Genomic DNA, 20,507 nt, shown 5'->3' with positions numbered 1-20,507 from the left:
GCGATGCACCGTGCAGCCTGGGCCACCCTCGCCGTCGCGGGCGCGGCGGTGTGGCTGGCGATGGCCAACGGCGCCCCGCTCGCCGGCGTCAGCCACCTGTTCGCCGTCTCCGCCTGTACGGTCGCCGGCGGCCTCGTCCTGCGGCAGCGGCCGGCCAACCCGTTGGGCCGGCTGCTGCTGCTCGGCGCCGCCTGCTTCGTGTTCCTGGAGGCGTTCGGCCAGTACGCGATCCGCGGCCTGCCGGGCGCGACCGCGGCGGCGTGGCCGCAGACCTGGCTGTGGGCGCCCGCGAACCTCGCCCTGGCCGCGGTGCCCGCGTTCTTCCCCGACGGCCGCCCCGGCCGGTGGATGCGCCGGGCACTGTGGACGGTCACCGCCCTCGCCGCCGCCGCGGCGGTCACCGGCGCGCTGCGGCCGGGGCACAACGACCAGGTCGGGCCCGACGGCCTGCCCAACCCGTTGGGTGTGGCCGGGTTCGGCGGCGTCGCCCCGGTCGTCGAGTCCGTGTTCACCGCGGCGGCGGGCCTGCTGTTCGTCGCCGGCGCGGCCGGGGTCGTCGCCGAGGCCGTCACCGCGACGGGCGCCAGGCGCGCGCAGGCCCGCTGGCTGGCGTACTCGATCGGCCTCGTCGCGCTCGTCGTCGTCGGCCGGCTCGCCGCCGGGCTCACCGACGGCCACCGGGACAAGATCTGGCCGGCCGGGAACGTGTGGTGGGACCTCGCCGGCAGCGTCTCCCTCGCGCTCGTCCCCGCCGGGATCGGCGTCGCCGTGCTGCGGCACCGGCTCTTCGACATCGACCTGCTGATCAGCCGCACCGCCGTGTTCGTCGTGCTGACCGGCGGCGTCAGCTGCGCATACCTCGTCATCGTCGGCTACCTGGGCGCCTCGTCCGTGGTGGCCGCGGTCACCGCCGCCCTGGTCTTCGGCACGGCCCGCACCTGGGTGCAGCGCCGGGTGAATCTCCTGGTGTACGGCGAACGCGACGACCCCTACACGGTGCTCGCCAGGCTCGGTGAGCGGCTCGCGCAGACCCAGGACCCCCTGGCCGTCCTGGCGACGAGCACCGCGACGGTCCGGGAGGCGTTGCAGCTGTCGTACATCCGCATCGACGCCGACGGAGGGCGCTCCTATGAGATCGGGACCCGCCCGGCGGAGCCCGTCGAGCTGCCGCTCGTCGCCGGTGGCGTCACCGTCGGCACGCTGCTCATCGGCCCGCGACCCGGCGAGCCGGCGCTCGGCCCCCGCGACCTGCGGCTGCTCGCGGACGTGGCCAGGCACATCGGGCCGGCCGTGCAGGCCGGCCGGTTCGCCGCCGACCTGCAGCGCTCCCGCGAACAGCTCGTCCAGGCGCGGGAGGAGGAGCGCCGCCGGCTGCGCCGCGACCTGCACGACGGCCTCGGCCCCACCCTCGCCGGGCTCACGATGCGGGCGGAGACCGCCCTCGCGGTCGGCCCGGACGCGGCGGAGCGACTCCTGGAGGAGATCGTCCGGGACGCGGAGACCGCCATGGCCGACGTGCGCCGGCTCGTGGAGGGCCTGCGCCCGCCGGCCCTGGACACGCTCGGGCTGCGCGGCGCGCTCGTCGGCCACCTCGCCGGCTGGCCGCCCGGCGGGCCGCGGGCCGGCGTGGACGCCGCCGACGACCTGCCGGCGCTGCCCGCCGCGGTGGAGGTCGCGGCGTACCTGATCGCGGTCGAGGCGCTCAGCAACGCCCGCCGCCACGCCGGCGCGACCACGGTCCGGCTAGCGTTGCGGGTGGACGGCGACCGGCTGCGGTTGTCGGTCACCGACGACGGCCGGTTCACGACCAGCGGGGCGGGGGTGGGCATGCATTCGATGCGCGAACGCGCCGACGAGCTCGGCGGCACCCTCGACGTGACGGCCACCGACGACGGCACCACCGTCACCGCCACCCTGCCTATCGGAGAGACTGCGTGAGCGAGTCCGTACGGGTGCTGATCGTTGACGACCACGCGCAGTTCCGGGCCGGGCTGCGGGCGTTGCTCGCCACCACCGGCGAGGTCGAGGTCTGCGGCGAGGCGGCCAGCGGCGAGGAGGCCCTCACCGCGCTCGCCCGCGCGCAGCCGGACGTCGTGCTGCTCGACCTCGCGATGCCCGGCATGGGCGGGATCGCCGCGACCCAGCGCATCCTGGAGGCCAGCCCGCACGTGCGCGTGCTGGTGCTGAGCATGGCCGACGACGACGACTCGGTGTTCGCCGCGCTGCGTGCCGGGGCTCGCGGGTACGTGCTGAAGGGCGCCCGGCGGTTGGAGATCATCCGCGCGGTGAAGGTGGTCGCCGACGGCGAGGCGATCTTCGGCCCGGCGATCGCGACCCGGCTGATGGGCTACTTCGCCAACGTCGACCGGGACCCGCCCACCCCGGCCATCCCCGGGCTGACCGCGCGCGAGCACGAGATCCTCGCGTTCGTCGCGCAGCACCTGACGAACCCGCAGATCGCGCAGCGGCTCGGGCTGAGCCAGAAGACGGTCCGCAACCACGTCTCCAACATCTTCGCGAAGCTGCAGGTCGCGGACCGCGCCCAGGCCATCGACCTGGCCCGCGAGGCCGGTCTGGGCTGATCGATTCCCAAGATCCGCGGCCGGTGGCGCCGGTAGGCTCGCTGGTGCCGGCCCCCTCCCTTGGTTTGGACCTCACCCCACCATCACGGAGGTCATCGAAGCCATGCACACCGCAGCATCGACCCCGAACGCCAACTACGGCTACCCGTTCCCCGGCCCGCAGCGGCCGACCGGCCAGGACGTGATGGACAACGTCTTCTTCGTCGGCGCCGGCGACTGGGAACGCATCCGCGCACAGGAACGCTTCGACCACATCGTCATCGGCACCGGGCACTGCGGCCTGGCGTTCGCCGAACAGGTCCTGCAGCGCCGCCCCGAGGCCAGGATCCTGATGCTGGAGCGCGGGACGTTCTTCCTCGCCGAACACTTCCAGAACCTGCCGCTGCCGTACGAGCAGACCCTCGGCGGGCTGTCGGAGACGTTTCCCTGGACGCTCTCGTCGCGGACCGTCAACGGCAAGCACATCCGCTGGCAGCACGGCATGGTGCCGTTCGTCGGCGGCCGGTCCATCATGTGGAGCGCATGGTGCCCACGGCCGACGGAGGCGGAGATGGCCGGCTGGCCACGGCCGGTCATCGACGTCGCACACGAATACTTCCGCTCCGCGGAGCGGCTGCTCAACGTCGTGTCCGCCAGCGACATCGACAGCGGCCCGACGGCCCCGCCGCCCGGCTTCCGCCCCGTCTTCGGCGCGCTGCAGCACCGGCTCACCGCCCGCCTCGCCGAGGACCTGCACCGGATCCCGGCCGCGACCCGGGTCATGCCCGCTCCCCTGGCGGTCGGCGCGCCGCAGCTGCACGGCCTGGACTTCGACAAGTTCGCCACGCCCGGCCCGCTGCTCGGCCTCGTCGACCGGCAGCGCCGGCTCGCCGTCGAGGGGCACGGCAGCCCGCTGCACATCCTCACCGACTGCACCGTGCGGCGGATCGTGTCACAGGACGGCCGGGCGACCGCGCTCGACACCAGCCGTGGCATGATCACCGTCGGCGACGCCGACGTGGTGCTCGCCATGGGCACGCTGCCGCCGACGACGTTGATGCTCAACTCGTTCCCGCAGCTGCGGCACGCCGGAGAGCGGTTCACCGCGCACTTCATCAGCGCCGTCGTCGCCCGGGTGCCGCGCCAGGACTACCCGTTCCACGGCGAGATCGCCGACCTGGAACTCGGCGCCATCTACCTCGCCGGCCTCGACGAGGGCAGCCACGGCCAGTTCCACGTGCAGCTCACCGTCCTCGCCGACCGCGACCCGCAGGCCAACGCGCAGACCGCGGCCCGCCACATGCCGGACGTCGTCGCGACCGCCACCCCGGAGCAGCTGCGCACGTCGACCGACCACGTGGTCTTCGTGTGCGCGGTCCTCGGCGAGCTCGACGCCGACAACCCCGACAACTGGTTGCACCGCCACCCCGACGGGCCCGACGCCGAGGACCCCACCTCCAACGTGCTGCTGCAGGTCGTGCAGAACGACCGGGACGGCGCCACCTGGGACACCATGGACACGGCGACGTTCGCGATGCTGGAGGAGGTCCTGTCCCCGAAGGGCGCCGAGCGGGTCGAGTACTGGCACGTCGACCCCGACGGCCGGCACGGCCGCTGGCTGCCGCACCGCCCGCCGACCGACCAGATCCGGGTCCCCGCCCTGGTCCATGAGGGCTCCACGATGTGGATCGGCGAGCACGACGACGCCCCCGTCGGCCTGGACTACCGCCCGCGCGGCGTCGACAACGTCTACGTCACCGGCGGGTCGCTGTGGCCGCGCGGCGGGTCGTGGAACCCGACGATGACGATGGTCGCGCTCGCCCAGCACCTCGCCGACCTGCGCACCGACGCGGCGAAGAACCGCTCCCGCGACCCTTACGGCTCCCTCGAACAGCGGCACACGCCGTACACCATGTCCTGAACCATCTATCCTGCACCGGTGGACTGGCTCGACTACCTCGGCTGGGCCGGCTCGGCGGTGCTCGTCTGGTCGCTGTCCCAGGCCCGTCTCCTGCGCCTGCGGGTGCTCAACCTGATCGGGTCCGTCGTCCTCGTCGTCTACAACGCCGCGTTGAGTGTCTGGCCGATGGTCGGCCTCAACGCGGCGATGACGGCCATCAACACCTACCACCTGTACAAGATGCTGCGGACCCGCCACGACGAGGCCACCTACACCGTCGTGCAGGTCGGCACCGACGACACGTTCCTCGCCCACGTCCTGCGCGTGCACTGGGCGGACCTGGCGAAGTTCAACCCGTCGTTCCGGTTCGACGACAACCCCGACCGCGCCGCCTTCCTCATCACCCGCGCCGACGAGGTCGTCGGCGTCCTCTTCCTGCGCCCCGCCGACGGCCCCGGCGCCGAGGGCGTCGCCCAGATCGAGCTCGACTACGTCACGAAACGCTTCCGCGACCTCAGCCCCGGCGAGTTCGTCTTCCGCAGCAGCGGCCTGCTCACCGCCCGCGGCTTCCACCGCGTCCGCACCCCACCCGGCATGCTCGCCCCGTACTACGGCCGCCTGGGCTTCCACCGCGTCGGCGACCACTACGAACTGGAGCTGCCCAGCACGCCGTCACCGGCTTGAGCCGGACCACGTCGCCGGCGGGCAGCCCGTCGGCGCCGCCGCTGCCCGCGCGCCGGAGCCGAACCGCGCCATCGGCCGCGAGCAAGTACGCGTCGATGGCGGCGGCGAGCGTGGCGGTGACGCCCCACTCCCGACGCGGAGGAGCCGCCGGGCGGACAGATGTCGTACAGTGGCAGGCACTTCCGGCCGCGGTGCCGCACGTCCGCCCGCCCGAACCGGCCCGGCGGACAACACGCCACCTCGCCACCCGGACAGCCGTCGGCGACGGGCCACAGCCGCCGCAGCGGGAGATCGAGGCCGCCGGGGCAGGACCTGTCGCCGCGACGGACCCACCGATGGTGGTCGTCCACCGTGAGCCGTATCTGATGTCTCCGGCACTGGCCGAGGTCGTCAACGCGGCGATCGCCATCGGTCGGCCGCTGCTGTTGCAGGGCGAGCCCGGCGTCGGGAAGACCCGCCTGGTCAACGCCGTCGCGTACGAGTTCGGACTTCCGCTGGAGCAGGTCCCCGTCGACTTCGGCACCCGCAGCCGCGACCTGCTGTACGAGTTCGACGCCGTCCGCCGCCTCGCCGACGCCCAGACGGGTCACCTCGCACCTCCGCACGCCTACGTCCAGTTCGGTCCGCTGGGCCGCACGATCGTCCGGGCCATGCACGGCCGCCGGTCCGTGGTCCTCATCGACGAGATCGACCGCTCGGGCCCCGACTTCCCCAGCGAGCTGCTACGCGTCCTCGAGAACCTGCGCTTCGAGATCGCCGAGGCGCCGGGCGAGTCGTACGGGGTGCCGGCCGACCGGCCTGACCTCCGCCCGATCGTGATCATCACGAACAACGAGGAGCGGGCGCTCCCGAGCGGCTTCCTGCGCCGCTGCGTGACCCATATCGTCGAGCCGCCGGACGACTCTGCGACGCTCGACCAGATCCTCGTCCTGCACGGCATCGACGACCCGGACCTGCGATGGCACGCGATCCGCGTGTTCCTCCGCCTGCGGGCGATGAACCTCGAGCGCAAGCCCGGCCTCAGCGAGCTGCTCGACTGGGTCGCCTACCAGCAAGCCGTCGGCGCCCGCCCGGCCAACCTGCCGTTGTTGCCGTCGCTCGGCATGTTGGTGAAGCGCCGCGCCGATCAGGTGGCCGTCGCCCGGGCGTTCGCGTTCGACGACGGGTGACGTACGGAGGGCGATCCGCTTGTACGGCCGCCGACGGGACGACATGTCAATGTGTCGACCGGTTGGGGGGATCTGACACACGCAGCGTTGTCGTACAGTGACAGGCGCTCCGGCCAGTCGATCGAAGGTGGTGCCGCATCTCCAGTCCGTTGACCGACCGGCGCGCCCTGCCGCCGGCCCTCGCCACGTTCTGAGGGGGCACGGCATCGAGCGCGCGCAGGTCCAGCAGTTCGCCGCCGCGATGCTGGACGCGTACACCAGCTGGTCGCAGGTCGACAAGGTGGTGTTCTACGCCGACCACGACCTGGCGGCGATCGTCGGCGACGTCGGGCTCGACACCGTCGTGTTCCGGCTGCTGCGGCAGGCGAAGGCCGAGGGCTGGCTGGACTCGCTCGTCGACGCCGTGATCGAGGATCGGGCGGGCAACACCCTCGTCAAGCGCTTCGCCGAACAGCACGGCCGGTCCGCCGAGGTCGCGTCCAGTCTGGCGGTGCCGCCGAACGTCCGCGTCCTGGACTCCACCTACTTCGACCTGGAGGCGATCAGGAAGACGGTCGTGCACCGGGTCGTACGCCAGCCGCCGGGACTGCACGCCATCAGCCTGGCCTCGCGCGAGGACATCCTGGTCAGCAAGTTCAGCACCTGGCTGCAGCACCTTCTCGGCGAGGCCGAACACGTCGGCACACTGACGCTGCAGCCCGAGTTCGCGCAGCCGGACCTGCGGGTCAAGCAGGTCCTGCAGCAACTGCCGGACCCTGACGACGGCGGCCGGATCTGGTCGATCCGCGTCGATCACGCGCCGCTGACCGTGGTCCGCGACTTCTGGCAGGGAGTCCGCGACAACTGCCCCCAGCTCGACCAGTGGTTCGTGCTGATCCTCACCGGTGCACCGGGACCCCTGTGCCTCGACGACGTCATCGACCTGGCCGAGCCGGTGTTCGGCGACGAGGACGTCTCGGCGTGGGTCTCCGACGCCCTGATGGAGATGCGGTGGGACCGCCAGCTCCTCGCGCCGTGGAGTCGCTACGTCGAGCAGGAGGCGACCGTCGCGGGGGTCCTCGACGTCCTGCTCACCTACGGCGCGCTCGACAAGAGCATCGGCGCGCTGCGCAAGGATCCGCACCCGCAACGATTCCGGCACTGGCTGGAGAAGGTGAGCTGACGTTGTACGTCCACACCGTCGACACCTCGATGCGCCTCAGGGCCGACCGGCCGGCACCGGAGGTGCAGGACATCGAGGACGTCGAGGTCCACCCGATCGCCGAACAGGATCCGCCGGTACGGCAGATGCGTCCGGAGCCGTATCTGCTGACACCGCAGCTCTGCGAGGCGGTCAACGTCGCGATCACCCTCGGCCGGCCGCTGCTGCTGCAGGGCGACCCGGGCGTCGGCAAGACCCGGCTGGCGCACGCCGTCGCGTACCGCCTCGGGCTGCCGCTGGAGCAGGCGCACATCAAGTCGACCAGCCGCGGCCGGGACCTGCTGTACGTCTTCGACGCCGTCCGCCGGCTCTCCGACGCGCAGCTCGGCGGCGTCGGCGGCGCGCCCCTGCCGGACCAGGCGGCCTACGTGCGCTTCGGCGCCCTCGGCCGGGCCATCGTGCGGGCCTCCTACGGCCGCCGCTGCGTGCTGCTCATCGACGAGATCGACAAGGCCGACCTCGACTTCCCCAACGACCTGCTCCGCGAGCTCGACGAGCTGCGCTTCGACATCGACGAGGTCCCCGGCGCCCGGCACCAGGTCCCACCGGACCGCGCGGACCTGCGCCCGATCATCATCGTCACGAACAACGAGGAGAAGCAGCTGCCGGGCGCCTTCCTGCGTCGCTGCGTCTTCCACTTCGTGGAGTTCCCCGACGACAGCCTCGACACGATCCTGCAGATGCACGGCATCCGCAGCCAACGCCTGCGGCACAACGCGATCGAGGTGGTACGCCGCCTGCGGGGCATGGGCCTCAACCGCGCGCCCGGCCTCAGCGAGCTGCTCGACTGGGCCGACTGCCTGCAGGCCGACGACGCCGACCCCGCCGGGCTGCACACGCTGCCCAACGGCGGCGCGCTGATCAAACAGCGCGACGACCAGCTCAAGGCCAGGGAACGGCTCAGCGCACCGTGACCGCCCCGATGCCGTCGTTCGTCCGGGATCTCGTCACCCGGCTGCGCCGGCGTGGCCTGCCGCTCGGCGTCGACGACTGCGCCGCCCTGCGGACCGCCCTCGCCGCCGGGCACGGCCTCGACTCCCCCGCGAAGCTGCGGGCCCTGTGCGTCACGCTCTGGGCCAAGTCACCCCGCGACGCGGAGCTGATCAACGCCACGATGCATCTGGTACGGCTGCCGGACTGGCCCACCGCCGACACCCCTTCCCCGTCCAAGCCGGCCGACGTCGCCCTCGGGAAGCGGGCCGCACAGACCGCACCGGACATCGACGCTCCCACCGCGGCACCCGCTCCCGAGCAGGTCGAGGAGGAGCTGACGGTCGTAGTACCGCCGCGCCGCGCCGGCCCGGCCGAGCCGCCCCACTCGGGCATGCCGTCGCCGTTCCTCGTCGTCCGGCCGCAGTATCCGGTCGCCGAGCGGGACGTCGCGCAGATCTGGCGGCGGCTGCGGCGCCCGGTACGCCGCGGCCCGCTGACCGAGGTCGACGTCGACGCGACCGTCGACCGCTTCGCCCGCACCGGCCTCGCCGAAGGCCCGGTCCTGATGCCCCGCCGGGTCAACGCGGCCCGGCTGCTGCTGCTCGTCGACCGCGACGGCTCCATGGCGCCCTACCACGGGTTCGTCGACCACGTCGTCGGTTCCGTCGTGCGCGCCGGGCGCCTCGACGACATCACCGTCGCCTACTTCCGCAACACCCCCGGCCGCAGCCGCGACCGCAGCGCCCTGGCGTCGCTGCCGGACACGCTCGCCGCGGACCTCGACCCGATCCTCGACCGCGTCCCGCCGATGAACACCGGCCGGGTGTACCGCGACCCCGAGATGCTCACCTCATGGCCCGTCGCCGACCTGCTCTCCGGCGTCACGCCCGCCACGGTGGTCGCCGCGATCAGCGACGCCGGGGCGCTGCGCGGCGCGTTCGTCACGACCCGGCTGTTCGACACCGTGGCCTTCGCCCTGTCGGTGCTGCGTCGCGGTGCCCGCCTCGCCTGGCTCAACCCCGTCGACCCCGACCGCTGGCCCGGCACGACCGCCGGGCAGATCGCCCGGCACGTGCCGATGTTCCCGCTGACCCGCGCCGGCATGTACAGCGCCGTCGACGCGCTACGCGGCCACCCCGTCCCGCTGGAGCGCCCGCTGTGACCGTCTTCGACCGGGTGTCGACGGCGGCCGCCAGGCTCGCCGAGGCCCGCGCGACCCTCCCGCCGGGCGCCATCGAGCTGGCCTGCCACGCCGCCGTCCCCGTCGCCGTCGACCCGACCCTGCTCAACCTGCTGCGGATCAACTTCTTCGTCGACCCGCCGCACGACCTGCCGTGGTCGGTGGAGGCCGCGCTGCTGACGTCGCCGCTGTTCAAGGAGCTCGGCGGCGACCTGTACGAGATCGACGACGACCTGCGCCGCCACCTGCTGATCAGCCTGCGCACCACCTACGGCCCGGACCGCGCCGTGCAGGTGGCGCTGCTGCTCGAACGGTACTGCGACCGCCCCGGCGTCTGGGGCGCCCACCCGTTCCTGGAGCAGGCGCAGCGGCTCACCGCCATCGGCATCATCGACCCATCGACGGCCCACCGCTGGCTGGAGGACGCCGCCGGCGACTCCCGCGCCGAGACCGGCCTGTCGAAGGACTGGTTCGTCGCGATGCGTGGCCGCCTCGACCGCCAGCCGGACCCGGCCCTGCGCCTCGGCGCGGAGATGGAGGACGCGATCGGCCTGCTCCCGTCCAATGCGGCGGTCCAGAGGCTGGCCGAACTCGGCCAACTCCCCGGCGCCGACCTCGACGCCATCCGCAACGCACTCAGTTTCGTGCGCTCGGACGCGGCGGCGTCGGCCCTGGCGCTGCTGGACCGCCTGGCCGGCCCTGAGCCCTCGGACGCGGACCTGGAGGACGCACCGGTCCCGCTGACCGACCTCCTCGGCGGGTTCCCGATGTGGGACGAACACCTGGACGGCCGCCTCGTCCCAGTCCCGTTCGGCGTCGACGACGCCGGCAGGCCAGTCACGCTCGACCTGGAGCGGCACGGCCCGCACGGGCGGGTCGTCGCCCCTGTCGGCACCGACCGGCGGGAGCTGCTGCGCACGGTCGTCCTCGCGCTCGCCGCCGCCCACCCGCCGCACGAGCTGGAGCTGCTCCTCGTCGACGCGGGCGGCGCTCAGACGTTCACCGACCTGAAGTTCCTGCCGCACACCGTCGGCGTCATCTCGGGCCTGCTCACCCCGGTCAGCTCCGGACGGCTCGCCAACGACATCGGCCGCGAACTGGACCGCCGCCTGCACCTGCCCGCGAGCCGGCCGAAGCTGGTCATCGTCATCGACGACTCCCGGCACTTCCCACCAAGACAGGCCGGTCTTCTCGGCCGGCTCGTCGACGGCACAGACGCCGGTCTCCACGTCCTGCTGACGGACCGAATCCACGACGTCCGGTCGTACGGATTGCCGGGGCATCTGGGGTTCGAGATGCGACTCGAACCGAACGCGCTGCCCGGTTTCGGCACCTTCACAGCTCGCTCCAGCGAGCCGCAACAGTTCCGGGGCGCCGTCACGTTCCTGCCGCACGACCCTCCGAGGCGTGGCACCGTCGCCGAGTGGCTGGTCGGACGAATGGCCGCACTCGCCAGACCCCGACCATGGATCGCCGCGCCGGCCCCGTCCACGCAGCCGGCGTTGCTGGACCTGCTCGGCCCCGGCCGCGTCGTCGAGGGCCGCGGCCTCACCGCCGGCTCCCAGGCCCTCTGGGGCAAGGCCGCCGGCATCGCCGGCAGCGTGGGCCGCAAGGACGGCACCGGCTACGAGCCGCTGGAGCTCGACCTCACGGCCGGGAACGTCGCGATCGTCGGCATGCCGTACACCGGGCGCGTCGACATCCTGATCTCGCTGGTGCTGTCCCTCGCCCTGACGAACACCCCGGACGAGGTGCAGTTCCTCCTCCTCGACCACGGCGGCGGCCTGGCCCCGCTCTTCGCCCTGCCGCACGTCGGGCTCGCCGTCGACGACGAGGACGACCCGCAAGCCCGAGGCACAGCGCTGCGTGCCGCGTTGCGGTTCATCGAACGGCGCCGCAGCACGCGCCGGCTCTTCCTGGTGATGAACCGGTGGGGCCCGCCCGACCTGCCTGAGCTGCGCACGCTGGCGGCCGCCTCGCGCGACCCGTCACACGGCTTCCACATCCTGGCGTCGGCCGTGTCGTGGGACGTCGGCGGCATCGAGTCGTTCACCACGAAGATGGAGACGAAGCTCGGGGACCCGTCGACCTCCCGCATCGACGCCGGCCGCGCCGCGGAGCTGCACGCCGAACGACTCGACTACGGCCTCGCCCCGGACGGCGAACCCTTCGTCATCGGTCTCATCGGCGAGCACCGTGCGGACAACAGCGACAACGCCGCGGCGCTCGCCGCCGACATCGCCATCCAGTGGATCACCTCGGCGGCCGGCGGTCAGCGGTCGTTAGGCAGCGGACGGTTCGCGTTGGTGATCGGCAACGTCAGGTACGGCGACACGATCGCCATACGGGGGAACGTCGCGGCGATGTCCGAGGTGCTCGGCGATCCGTCGATCGGCGGGTTCGCCGTGACCAGCACCGTCGACCGTGACCCGCGACGGATCCGTCAGGCGATCGGCGAGTTCCTGTCCGATCGCACGCACACCGATCAGGTGGTGCTCTACCTGGCCGGCCACGTGCTGCGTGACCTCGACGGGCCGGACGCGGTCGCCGGGGTCGGCGTCCAGTGGCTGCGCACCCGGCTGAACGCGTGCCGGGCCCGCCGCCGGCTGGCGATCCTCGACGTCTGCACCGACGACGAAGGCGACGGCACGCGCCTCGCCGACCTGCTGAGCGCCACCGGCGACGTCACCGGGGCGTGGATGGTCGGTTCCTATCCGCGCGGCGGGTTCCCGAGCTTCACCCGCGCGCTGGTCAGCGGGCTCCGCGGCGGCTCGGCGGACAACGACGGCGACGGCGTCATCACCGCCGGCGAGGCGTTTCGACACGCGGTCGCCCACGGCGTGGCCGCTGATGCATGGACACCGCTGCTGCGCGGGAACGGCTTCGGGGACGAGTTCGTCGTCGCCGCCGCCTGAACAGCGAGGCGCCCCGGTGTGGTCTCCCGAACTGGACCACACCGGGGCGGTTCCCCCGCCCCTGGGGGCTCAGCCGAACGCGCGCAGCTCGTAGATCCGGGTTGCGGTGTCCGTCGTCTGGGTGGGTGTGGTGATGTTGAGGCGGACGTAGCGGGCCGAGACCGCCACCGGATGGGTGGTGTTCGCGGCGGTGTTGTTGGTGACCGTCACCGGGGTGCTCCAGGTGGTGCCGTCGTTGGAGACCTGGATGGTGAAGGCCTTCGTGTTGTAGTCGGCGGACTCGCCGCCGGCCTGGGCGTGGGCGACCTCGAAGCGGGTCAAGGCGCGGACCGAGCCGAGGTCGACCTGCAGCCAGGCGCCCGCGACGCCGGAGCAGAATTTGTCGGTGTTGCCGCCGGAGACGCTGCCGTTGACGGCCTTCTCGGGGCCTTCGGTGGCGGCGCACGCGGTGGAGCCCGTGGCCGGCCGGTTCAGGGCCAGGTTCACCGGGACGGTCGCCGAGCCGTACGCCTCCAGCTCGTAGATGCGCGTCGCCCCGTCGGTGGTCTGCGTCGGGGTGGTGACGTTGAGCCGGACGTACCGGGCGGACGTCGACGCGAACTGGTGGATGGTGACCGGGTCGGCGTTGTTGGTGACGGTGACGGGGGTCGACCAGGTGCTGCCGTCGGTGGACAGCTGCAGGTTGAACGCCTTGGTGTTCAGGTTGGCCGTTTCCGCGCCGGCGCCGGCGTGCTTGACCACGATCTTGTTCAGCGACGCGGCGGACCCGAGGTCGACCTGCAGGTAGGCGCCGGCGACCGTGGAGCAGAACTTGTCGGTGTTGCCGCCGGTCACGCTGCTGTTGACGGCCTTCGACGGGGACTCGTCGGCGGCGCACGCGGTGGAGCCGGTGGCGGGCTTGCCGGCCGCCAGGTTCACCGCAGGGGCGGGGAGGGCGGTGTGGTTCGACGACGGCGGGGTGTCGCCGGCGCCGGTGCCCCACGAGCCCGGCGTGCCCGTCACCGTGTAGGCGAGGTTGCCGCCGTGCGCGATGTCCGCCTGCGACAGCCAGGTGCGGCTGAAGCCGGTGCCGTTCAGCGAGGCGGTGCCGATGTAGCGGTTGCTGTCGCTGACCGACGGGGCGGTGATGTTCAGGACCCCGCCCTGCTGGCTGCCGTACGAGCCGATCGTCACCTTCGCCGACGGGAACTGCGGCGTGCTCACCCCGTAGAAGTTGGCGCCGTTCATCAGCGGGTACAGGCCCAGCGACGAGAACACGTACCACGCCGACATCGTGCCGAGGTCGTCGTTGCCGGTGACGCCGTTGGGGCCGTTGGTGAAGAGGGTGTAGGCGGCCCGCAGCACCGTGGAGGTCTTGTACGGCTGCCCGGTCCACAGGTACGTGTACGGCGCGAGCAGGTCGGGCTCGTTGTTCGGGTTGTACGTGGTGAAGCTGTAGTAGTCGTAGGCGCCGTTGACCCAGGTGTTGTGCGCGGTCCCCGACGGGTCGGTCAGCAGGTTGTTGTAGGCGAAGAAGCTGTCGAGCCGGTTGTTCGCCGCGGTCTTGCCGCCCAGCAGCGAGACCAGGCCGTCGGGGTCCTGCGGGACGAGCCACTGATACTGGTAGGCGCCCGCCTCGTGGAAGGTGTGCGAGCCGTCCGTCGGCGAGTACGGGGAGCCCCAGACGCCGTTGGCGTTGCGCGGGCGGAAGAAGCCGATCGACGGGTCGAACAGGTTGCGGTAGTTCTGCCCGCGCGCCTCGAACATGGTGGCGTCGGCGGTGTTGCCGAGGCCGCGCGCCATGATGGCGAGGGCGGAGTCGGCGGCCGCGTACTCCAGGGTGGCGGAGCTCGGGAACTTGCAGTCGTGGTCCATCGGCAGCACCGGGCCGCACGTGACGCCGGTCGGGATGTAGCCCAGCGACGCGTAGTAGGGGTTGCCGTTGCGGCCGTTGATGTTGGTGGGTACGCCGAGCGCGTTCTTGCGCAGCGCCGCGTACACCTGTGACTCGTAGCCGCCGAGCAGGCCGCGCGCCCACAGGTCGACGAGGAACGGGGTGACCGGGTCGCCGGTCATCGTGTTGGTCTCGGTGTTGGCGAGGGACCACTTCGGCAGCCAGCCGAGCTCGCGGTCCACGGCGAGCAGCGACAGCCCGTAGTCCCGGGCGACCTGCGGCTCGAGCAGCGCGACGAGCTGGTTCTGCGCGCGGTACGTGTCCCACAGCGAGAACGTCTGGTAGGGCGTGTACCCGGACGCGGTCCGCACCACGTTGTCGAAGCCGCGGTAGGAGCCGTTGACGTCGCCGGACAGGTTGGGGTGCAGCAGCGAGTGGTACAGCGACGTGTAGAACGCCACCTGCCGGTCGGTCGTGCCGCCGTCGACCTCGGCCTTGTGCAGCTTCGCGTTCCACGTGTCGCGCGCGGCGTTGCGGATGGTGTCGAAGTCGAAGCCGGCGGCGCTGGTCTCGGCGCTGAGGTTGGCCTGGGCTCCGGCGATCCCGGTGTACGAGAGGCCGACCTTCGCCGTCACGACCCGGTCGGACGAGGTGTCGAAGCGGACCCAGCCGCCCTTCGCGCCGCTGCCGGACGAGGCGCGGCTGCCGCCGGTGAACGTGGTGCCGGACCAGGTGCCGAAGGAGGCGAACGGCCGGCTGAACTTGGCCGAGAAGTACACGGTGTGCGCGGGCGCCGAGGCGCAGAACCCGGCGGTCGTCACGGACCCTTCGACGGTGTCGCTGCCGACGATCGAGATCGACGACGACTGCGCGCCGGTGCCGCTGCCCCGCGCCTGCGCGGTGTTGAACAGCACGTTGGCCTGGGTGCTCGACGGGAAGGTGTACCGCTGCCAGCCGCTGCGCAGCGTCGCCGTCAGCTCGGTGGTGACGCCGTTGGGGGTGGCGAGCCGGTAGTAGCCGGCGGTCGCCTGCTCCTGGGCGTGGTTGAGCGTCTGGCCGTAGGTGTTGGGGTCGGCGGAGTTGACCGCGCCGATCGTCGGCATGAGCGGCACCTCACCCATCACGGGGCAGCCGACGCCGGACAGATGGGTGTTGGAGAAGCCCCACACCTTGCCGTGGTCGTAGTTGTACCCCGTGCCGTGGCCGGTGTCCGGGCTGACCTGCACCATGCCGAACGGCAGCGCCGCACCCGGGAAGGTGTTGCCCTCCTTCTGGGTGCCGATCATCGGGTTGACCAGCGTGGTCAGGTCCGCCGGCACGGCCGCCTGAGCCGGCACCGCGGGCAGGCCGGCGACGGCCGTGGTGACCGCCGCGGTGACCGCCACCAGCAGTGCGCTGAACCGCAGTCTTCTCACAAACGCTCCGTTCGGATGCCACGGCACAGCCGCGGTGAGTGTCCCTGTGACCGCGGCGCGCCGATCGCCGAGGGAAGGAAGCTGGCGGGCTTCCTGCTGGAGAGGTTGGTCGCTGCCCCGAGTTCTGTCAATACTTGACATTTGCTACGGCCGTCGATCCGGTCCATCCACGGACACGAAAACGCCCGCCGCGCCGGACGGCGGGCGGGCGTTACCGGAACAACGGGCGTCAGATCATGCCGATGACCGCTCGCAGGACGATGATCGACAGGAAGACGACGATGAACGCGAGGTCGATCCCGACCCCGCCGAGGCGCAGCGGCGGCAGCACGCGCCGGACCGGCGCCAGGATCGGCTCGGTGACTGCGAACACGCCCGCGGACACCCGCGAGCGGATCGAGCCTTGGGCCGACGGACCGGCCAGGACCACACTCCAGTCGAGGATCGCGCGCGCTATCAGCAACAGCTGCACCACCAGCAGCACCAGACTCACGATGCCGAGAACGAGACCCATCGGATGCCTCCAGTGACCGGGCGGGACGTTCCTCCAACTGTGCGTCACGAATCTGTGGATCCGCTGAGCGCCGGCTGAGTTTTGGTTCATGATCCCGGTCACCCGGCCGATGCCGACCTGTGTGAGAGGTGTGGCGGTCTGGCGTCCGACCGGTCTCCTGATCGGCGCGGCCGTCGTGCTGGTCGTCGCGGAGGCGTGGTTCCTGGTGGGCCTGGCCCGGACGACGCCGGCCCTGGTGAGCTGGCTCGCGGTCCCCCTGACGGTCGGGTGCGCGGTGCGGGCCTGCTGGACGACGAGCGCGGCGGAGGGGATGGCGCCCGGCGCGCGCCGCTTCTGGCGGCACGTGGGGCTCGGCATGGTCTTCATCGGCCTCGGCGGCGCCAGCAACGGCGTCGACATGTTCCTGCGTCTGGTGGCGCCCCAGCACGTGAGTGGCCTCACCGCGGCGGTGTACCTGATGGGCCTGGTGGTGATGCTGTGGGGCCTGTTGCGGATCCCGGGCGCCCACCGCAGCCGGGGCGAGTGGCTGCGCTTCGGCCTCGACACCGCGACCGTCCTCGTCACCGTGGTCACCTTCGCCTGGCACTTCATCTTCCGGCGCTGGGAGACGTGGTCCGGCGGCAACACCAGCGGCATGTGGGCCGTCATCGCGATCGTCGCGACCGGGTCGGTGTGTGTGTTCGCGTTCATCAAGGTGGCGTTCACCGGCACCGGCCCGCTCGACCGCAAGGCCCTCTACCTGCTCGCCCTCGCCGGCGGCGGCGGCGCGACCGGCGGTGCGCTGACGCCGCTGCTGACCGACCGCCCGCACCTCAACGGCACGCCGGTCGTGCTGCCCCTGACCTGCTTCATCCTGTGCCTGGCCGCGGACCGGCAGCGGCGGGCGGCCGGGGTCGAGCCGCCGGCGGCGGTGCGGCGGGACCGCCGGCCGCTGGTGCCCTACCTGGCGGTCTTCGCCACCGGGGTGCTGCTGCTCGCCGACGCGGCCGACGGCGGCGACGACGTGCTCGGGGTCGCCCTGGGCACCGTCGCGCTGGTCCTGCTCGTCGCGGCCCGGCAGGCGGCGGCGCTGCGCGACAACGCCGTCCTCGTCGACACGCTCGACAGCCGGCTGCGGGAGCTGGAGGAGTATCAGCAGACCCTCGCCTGGCAGGCGACCCACGACGCCCTCACCGGGCTGGCAAACCGCCGGCTGCTCATGCAGTACACCGGCGAGATCCTCGACACGGGTCAGGACCCGGTCGCGGTCGCGCTGGTCGACGTGGACGACTTCAAGGGCATCAACGACGACCTGGGGCACGCCGTCGGCGACGCACTGCTGACCGCGGTCGCGGCGCGGCTGGAGTGCCTGCAACCGGACGGCGGACTGGTCGCCCGGCTCGGCGGCGACGAGTACGCGCTGGTCTTCCCCACCACCGGCGAGCAGCACGCGCTGCACGTCCTGGACACCGTGGCGGCCGAGCTGCGCCGCCCGCTCGACGCCGCGGGCCACGCCCTCGTCGTCGAGGCGAGCATCGGCCTGGCATTGCACGCCGGCGACGCGACCGCGGAGGAGCTGCTGCGGCGCGCGGACGTCGCCATGTACGAGGCGAAGGCGCAGGGCAAGGGGCGGCGCGTCACGTATGCGCCGTGCCTGGACCAGCACAGCGCCGAGCAGGCCCGCACCGCCGCCGACCTGCGGGTCGCGCTGGACACCGGGCAGCTGCGCCTGCACTACCAGCCGATCGTGCGGCTGTCGGACGCCCGTACCGTCGCCGTGGAGGCGCTCGTGCGCTGGCAGCACCCGGAGCGCGGCATGGTGCGCCCCGACCTGTTCATCCCGGCCGCGGAGCGCACCGGCCTCATCGTCCCCGTCGGCCAGTGGGTCCTCACCGAGGCGTGCCGGCAGGCCGCCAGGTGGCGTGACGAGCTCGGTCCCGACGGCCTGGAGTACGTGTCGGTGAACGTGTCACCGCGGCAGCTGCGCGAGGCCGGCTTCGCCGCGCAGGTCCAGGCGACCCTGCACAGCGTCGGCCTGCACCCCCGCCACCTCACCGTCGAGGTCACCGAGACGGCCGTGTTCGACGGCGGGTCCGGCCTGGAGGAGCTGCACCAGCTCAAGCGCCTCGGCGTCAACGTCGCCCTCGACGACTTCGGCACCGGCCACTCGTCCCTCGGCCTGCTGCGCACCTGCCCCGTCGACCTGCTGAAGGTCGACAAGTCGTTCGTCGACAACATCACCGACCGGGGCGACCGTTCGGTGATCGCGGAGGCCCTCATCGGCATCAGCGACGGCCTGCGCCTGCGCGCCGTCGCCGAGGGCGTCGAGACCGGGGCCCAGGCGGGGGTGCTGCGCCGGCTCGGCTACCGCTACGCGCAGGGCTACCACTTCGGCCGCCCCATGCCGGCCGCGGACCTCGCCGCCCACGTGCGGGGCGCCCACCCCGCCGCCGTCGGCTGACCGCCCCGGCGGCGTCACCCGTCGACCGGGAGCGGGGTGTCGCAGACGGCGCAGGCGAAGTCGCCGTCGTGCACGATGTTGCGCTGGCCGCAGGCGGCACAGCGGCGGAAGACCACCGCATCGGTGAATCCGCCCGGGTGGGGTATGCCGGCCGCGTCGAGGGCGGCCGCGACGGCCGGCCAGCATTCCGGGCCGGGGCAGTAGCCGGTGGACTGGTTGCTCACCCGGTCGACGCGCCAGCCGGCGGCGAACCCCGACTCCCCCGTGGCGAATCCCATCTCCCCCGCGGCGAGGACGGGCCGGCCGCCGGCGCAGGCGACGTGCTCGCTGCGCCGCGGGGCGAGCCGGAGCATGCCGCCGAGGTCGACGACGAACGTGAACGGCTCGGCGCGCTCCCCGCGCGGGCGGGCCGCGAGCCACGCGGCGAGGTCGTCGCGGGAGCGGATCCAGGCGACTGCCACGGGCGGCAGGTCACGCAGCTCGGCGGGCCCGACGTACCCGTACCGCCGCATCACGCGGCCAGGCGGGCCGTGGCGGCGGCGCGGACCTCGGGGGTCTCCAGGGGGTCGTCGCGCAGGACGGCGAGCCGGTGTTCGACGGCGGGGCTCAGCGGTGCCCGCGCGGCGGCGAACTCGCGCACGTCCGCCTCGCAGTCCCAGAGGCCCTCGGTGAGCTGCCGGGTCGCGGCGTCGGGGTCCAGGGCGGTGAACGCCTTCAGGGTGGCGGCGCGCTCATAGGAGTGCGGGGTGAACCAGGCGCGGCGCAGCTTCGGGACCGCGGCCCGGGCCGCGTCGCCGCCGATCCGGGCGAGGCCGGCGGCGAGCTGGTCGTAGCCGCACAGGTCGTCGCGGCCGTCCAGCCACGTCCAGCCGGCGAGCAGCGCCGGCCCGTCGGACTCGTCGCCGTGCTCGGCGAGCAGCCGGCACCCGGTCCAGCCGATCGGGTGCGGCAGCCTGGCCGCCCACGCCCGGGCGACCGGCACGGCCGCCGCGCCGAGCTCGCTCAGGGCGTTGCCGAGCGGGCGGTGCAGCTCCTCCACGGGCAGGGTGGCGACCAGGTCGAGCAGCGCCGGCTGCGGGCCGTGCCGGCGCAGGTGCCGCAGCGCGTGCCCGCGCTCCTTGACGGTGCCTGTGCGCACCTTGGCGAGCAGTTCGCCGGCGGTGTCCCCGCGCCACGGGCACTGCCGGTCCGGCGGGCGGCACGCCGCGATCGCGGCGGCGACCCGGTCGTCGCGGGCGGCCCAGCCGGTCCACGGCCGCGCCGCCCAGCCGATCATGTCGCCGGGACGGAGCCGGTCCGCGGCCACGGGCAGCAGGTCGTCCCACAGCCCGGCGGGCCACGCCGCGGCGATCTCCTCCAGCGCGTCGACCCAGTCCGCCCCGTGCCGGACGTGCTCCCGGAGCCCGTCGATCGCGACCTGGTCGCCGCCGCGGCCGAGCTCCACCAGCACCTGCGTCGCGTTGCCGACGGCGTTGTCGTCGTCCTCGCCCCGCAGCACGCCGACGATCCGTCCGGCGTCGATCCCCAGGTCGCGGACAAGCCGCGCCAGGTACAGGGCCCTGTCGTCGAAGATCCGCCAGTACCGGTGGTCGCGCCGGACGCAGGCCATGACGTCCTCGGGGTCCCGCACCAGCGCGGCGCCCCGGCCGAGGCCGCGCTGCAGCGCCCCGGCGACCGTGGACGGGCTGTCGTAGTACCACTCGCTGCTCAAGCACCACATGC

Annotated in this window: 14 protein-coding genes; 10 read left to right on the top strand and 4 right to left on the bottom strand. The window is 72.9% G+C overall.

Annotated features, from left to right (window positions below):
- Nucleotides 1–3: 3 nt before the first annotated feature.
- The 9 genes from AB0I21_RS23590 (at nt 4) to AB0I21_RS23550 (ending at nt 12,543) form a co-directional block, all read left to right on the top strand.
- Nucleotides 4–1,938: a sensor histidine kinase gene (locus AB0I21_RS23590; RefSeq protein ID WP_360564165.1), complete on the top strand. Its 1,935-nt coding sequence runs from the start codon at nt 4–6 to the stop codon at nt 1,936–1,938.
- Complete coding sequence (locus AB0I21_RS23585) at nt 1,935–2,582, top strand: response regulator transcription factor (protein WP_344499044.1); 648 nt, start codon at nt 1,935–1,937, stop codon at nt 2,580–2,582. The genes AB0I21_RS23590 and AB0I21_RS23585 overlap by 4 nt, the downstream gene beginning before the upstream one ends.
- A gap of 103 nt (nt 2,583–2,685) precedes the next feature.
- On the top strand, nt 2,686–4,482 hold the full coding sequence (locus AB0I21_RS23580; protein WP_360564163.1) for a GMC oxidoreductase: 1,797 nt from the start codon (nt 2,686–2,688) through the stop codon (nt 4,480–4,482).
- 18 nt (nt 4,483–4,500) lie between these two features.
- On the top strand, nt 4,501–5,145 hold the full coding sequence (locus AB0I21_RS23575) for a hypothetical protein (RefSeq protein WP_360564161.1): 645 nt from the start codon (nt 4,501–4,503) through the stop codon (nt 5,143–5,145).
- A gap of 335 nt (nt 5,146–5,480) precedes the next feature.
- On the top strand, nt 5,481–6,314 hold the full coding sequence (locus tag AB0I21_RS23570) for a MoxR family ATPase (protein ID WP_360564159.1): 834 nt from the start codon (nt 5,481–5,483) through the stop codon (nt 6,312–6,314).
- A gap of 97 nt (nt 6,315–6,411) precedes the next feature.
- Entirely contained in the window at nt 6,412–7,476 is a 1,065-nt protein-coding gene (locus AB0I21_RS23565; RefSeq protein ID WP_360564157.1) for an effector-associated domain EAD1-containing protein, read from the top strand.
- 2 nt (nt 7,477–7,478) lie between these two features.
- Entirely contained in the window at nt 7,479–8,429 is a 951-nt protein-coding gene (locus AB0I21_RS23560; RefSeq protein ID WP_360564155.1) for a MoxR family ATPase, read from the top strand.
- An 8-nt stretch (nt 8,430–8,437) separates the two neighbouring features.
- A complete protein-coding gene (locus AB0I21_RS23555; protein ID WP_360564153.1) occupies nt 8,438–9,610 on the top strand; it encodes a VWA domain-containing protein in 1,173 nt (390 codons plus the stop codon).
- Nucleotides 9,607–12,543 (top strand): FtsK/SpoIIIE domain-containing protein, encoded by a 2,937-nt coding sequence (locus tag AB0I21_RS23550; RefSeq protein WP_360564151.1) that lies wholly within the window; start codon nt 9,607–9,609, stop codon nt 12,541–12,543. The genes AB0I21_RS23555 and AB0I21_RS23550 overlap by 4 nt, the downstream gene beginning before the upstream one ends.
- A gap of 69 nt (nt 12,544–12,612) precedes the next feature.
- Here AB0I21_RS23550 and AB0I21_RS23545 read toward each other — a convergent pair whose 3' ends face one another.
- Both AB0I21_RS23545 and AB0I21_RS23540 read right to left on the bottom strand, forming a co-directional pair.
- Nucleotides 12,613–15,831 carry a GH92 family glycosyl hydrolase gene (locus tag AB0I21_RS23545; RefSeq protein ID WP_360564149.1) on the bottom strand — a complete coding sequence of 1,073 codons (3,219 nt, stop codon included), beginning with the start codon at nt 15,829–15,831 and terminating at the stop codon, nt 12,613–12,615.
- A gap of 229 nt (nt 15,832–16,060) precedes the next feature.
- Nucleotides 16,061–16,315 carry a YggT family protein gene (locus AB0I21_RS23540; protein ID WP_344499025.1) on the bottom strand — a complete coding sequence of 85 codons (255 nt, stop codon included), beginning with the start codon at nt 16,313–16,315 and terminating at the stop codon, nt 16,061–16,063.
- A 160-nt stretch (nt 16,316–16,475) separates the two neighbouring features.
- On the opposite strand from AB0I21_RS23540, the gene AB0I21_RS23535 reads away from it, so the two are divergent.
- Entirely contained in the window at nt 16,476–18,785 is a 2,310-nt protein-coding gene (locus tag AB0I21_RS23535) for a bifunctional diguanylate cyclase/phosphodiesterase (RefSeq protein ID WP_360564147.1), read from the top strand.
- A gap of 14 nt (nt 18,786–18,799) precedes the next feature.
- Here AB0I21_RS23535 and AB0I21_RS23530 read toward each other — a convergent pair whose 3' ends face one another.
- Entirely contained in the window at nt 18,800–19,300 is a 501-nt protein-coding gene (locus AB0I21_RS23530) for a hypothetical protein (protein ID WP_360564145.1), read from the bottom strand.
- A complete protein-coding gene (locus AB0I21_RS23525; RefSeq protein ID WP_360564143.1) occupies nt 19,297–20,496 on the bottom strand; it encodes a hypothetical protein in 1,200 nt (399 codons plus the stop codon). Before AB0I21_RS23525 ends, AB0I21_RS23530 begins: the two co-directional genes overlap by 4 nt.
- Nucleotides 20,497–20,507: the final 11 nt, after the last annotated feature.

Source organism: Dactylosporangium sp. NPDC050588 (genome assembly GCF_040654975.1).
In the GTDB taxonomy this organism is placed as follows: Bacteria; Actinomycetota; Actinomycetes; order Mycobacteriales; family Micromonosporaceae; genus Dactylosporangium; species Dactylosporangium maewongense.
The sequence above is the reverse complement of the archived record's forward strand: the minus strand, read 5'-3'. Positions and strand labels throughout refer to the sequence as shown.

What these genes read in the sequence shown, in the direction of transcription:
- AB0I21_RS23570 (WP_360564159.1), top strand. Translation starts at nt 5,481, where the DNA reads ATGGTGGTCGTCCACCGTGAGCCGTATCTGATGTCTCCGGCACTGGCC.
- AB0I21_RS23555 (WP_360564153.1), top strand. Translation starts at nt 8,438, where the DNA reads ATGCCGTCGTTCGTCCGGGATCTCGTCACCCGGCTGCGCCGGCGTGGC.
- AB0I21_RS23590 (WP_360564165.1), top strand. Translation starts at nt 4, where the DNA reads ATGCACCGTGCAGCCTGGGCCACCCTCGCCGTCGCGGGCGCGGCGGTG.
- AB0I21_RS23580 (WP_360564163.1), top strand. Translation starts at nt 2,686, where the DNA reads ATGCACACCGCAGCATCGACCCCGAACGCCAACTACGGCTACCCGTTC.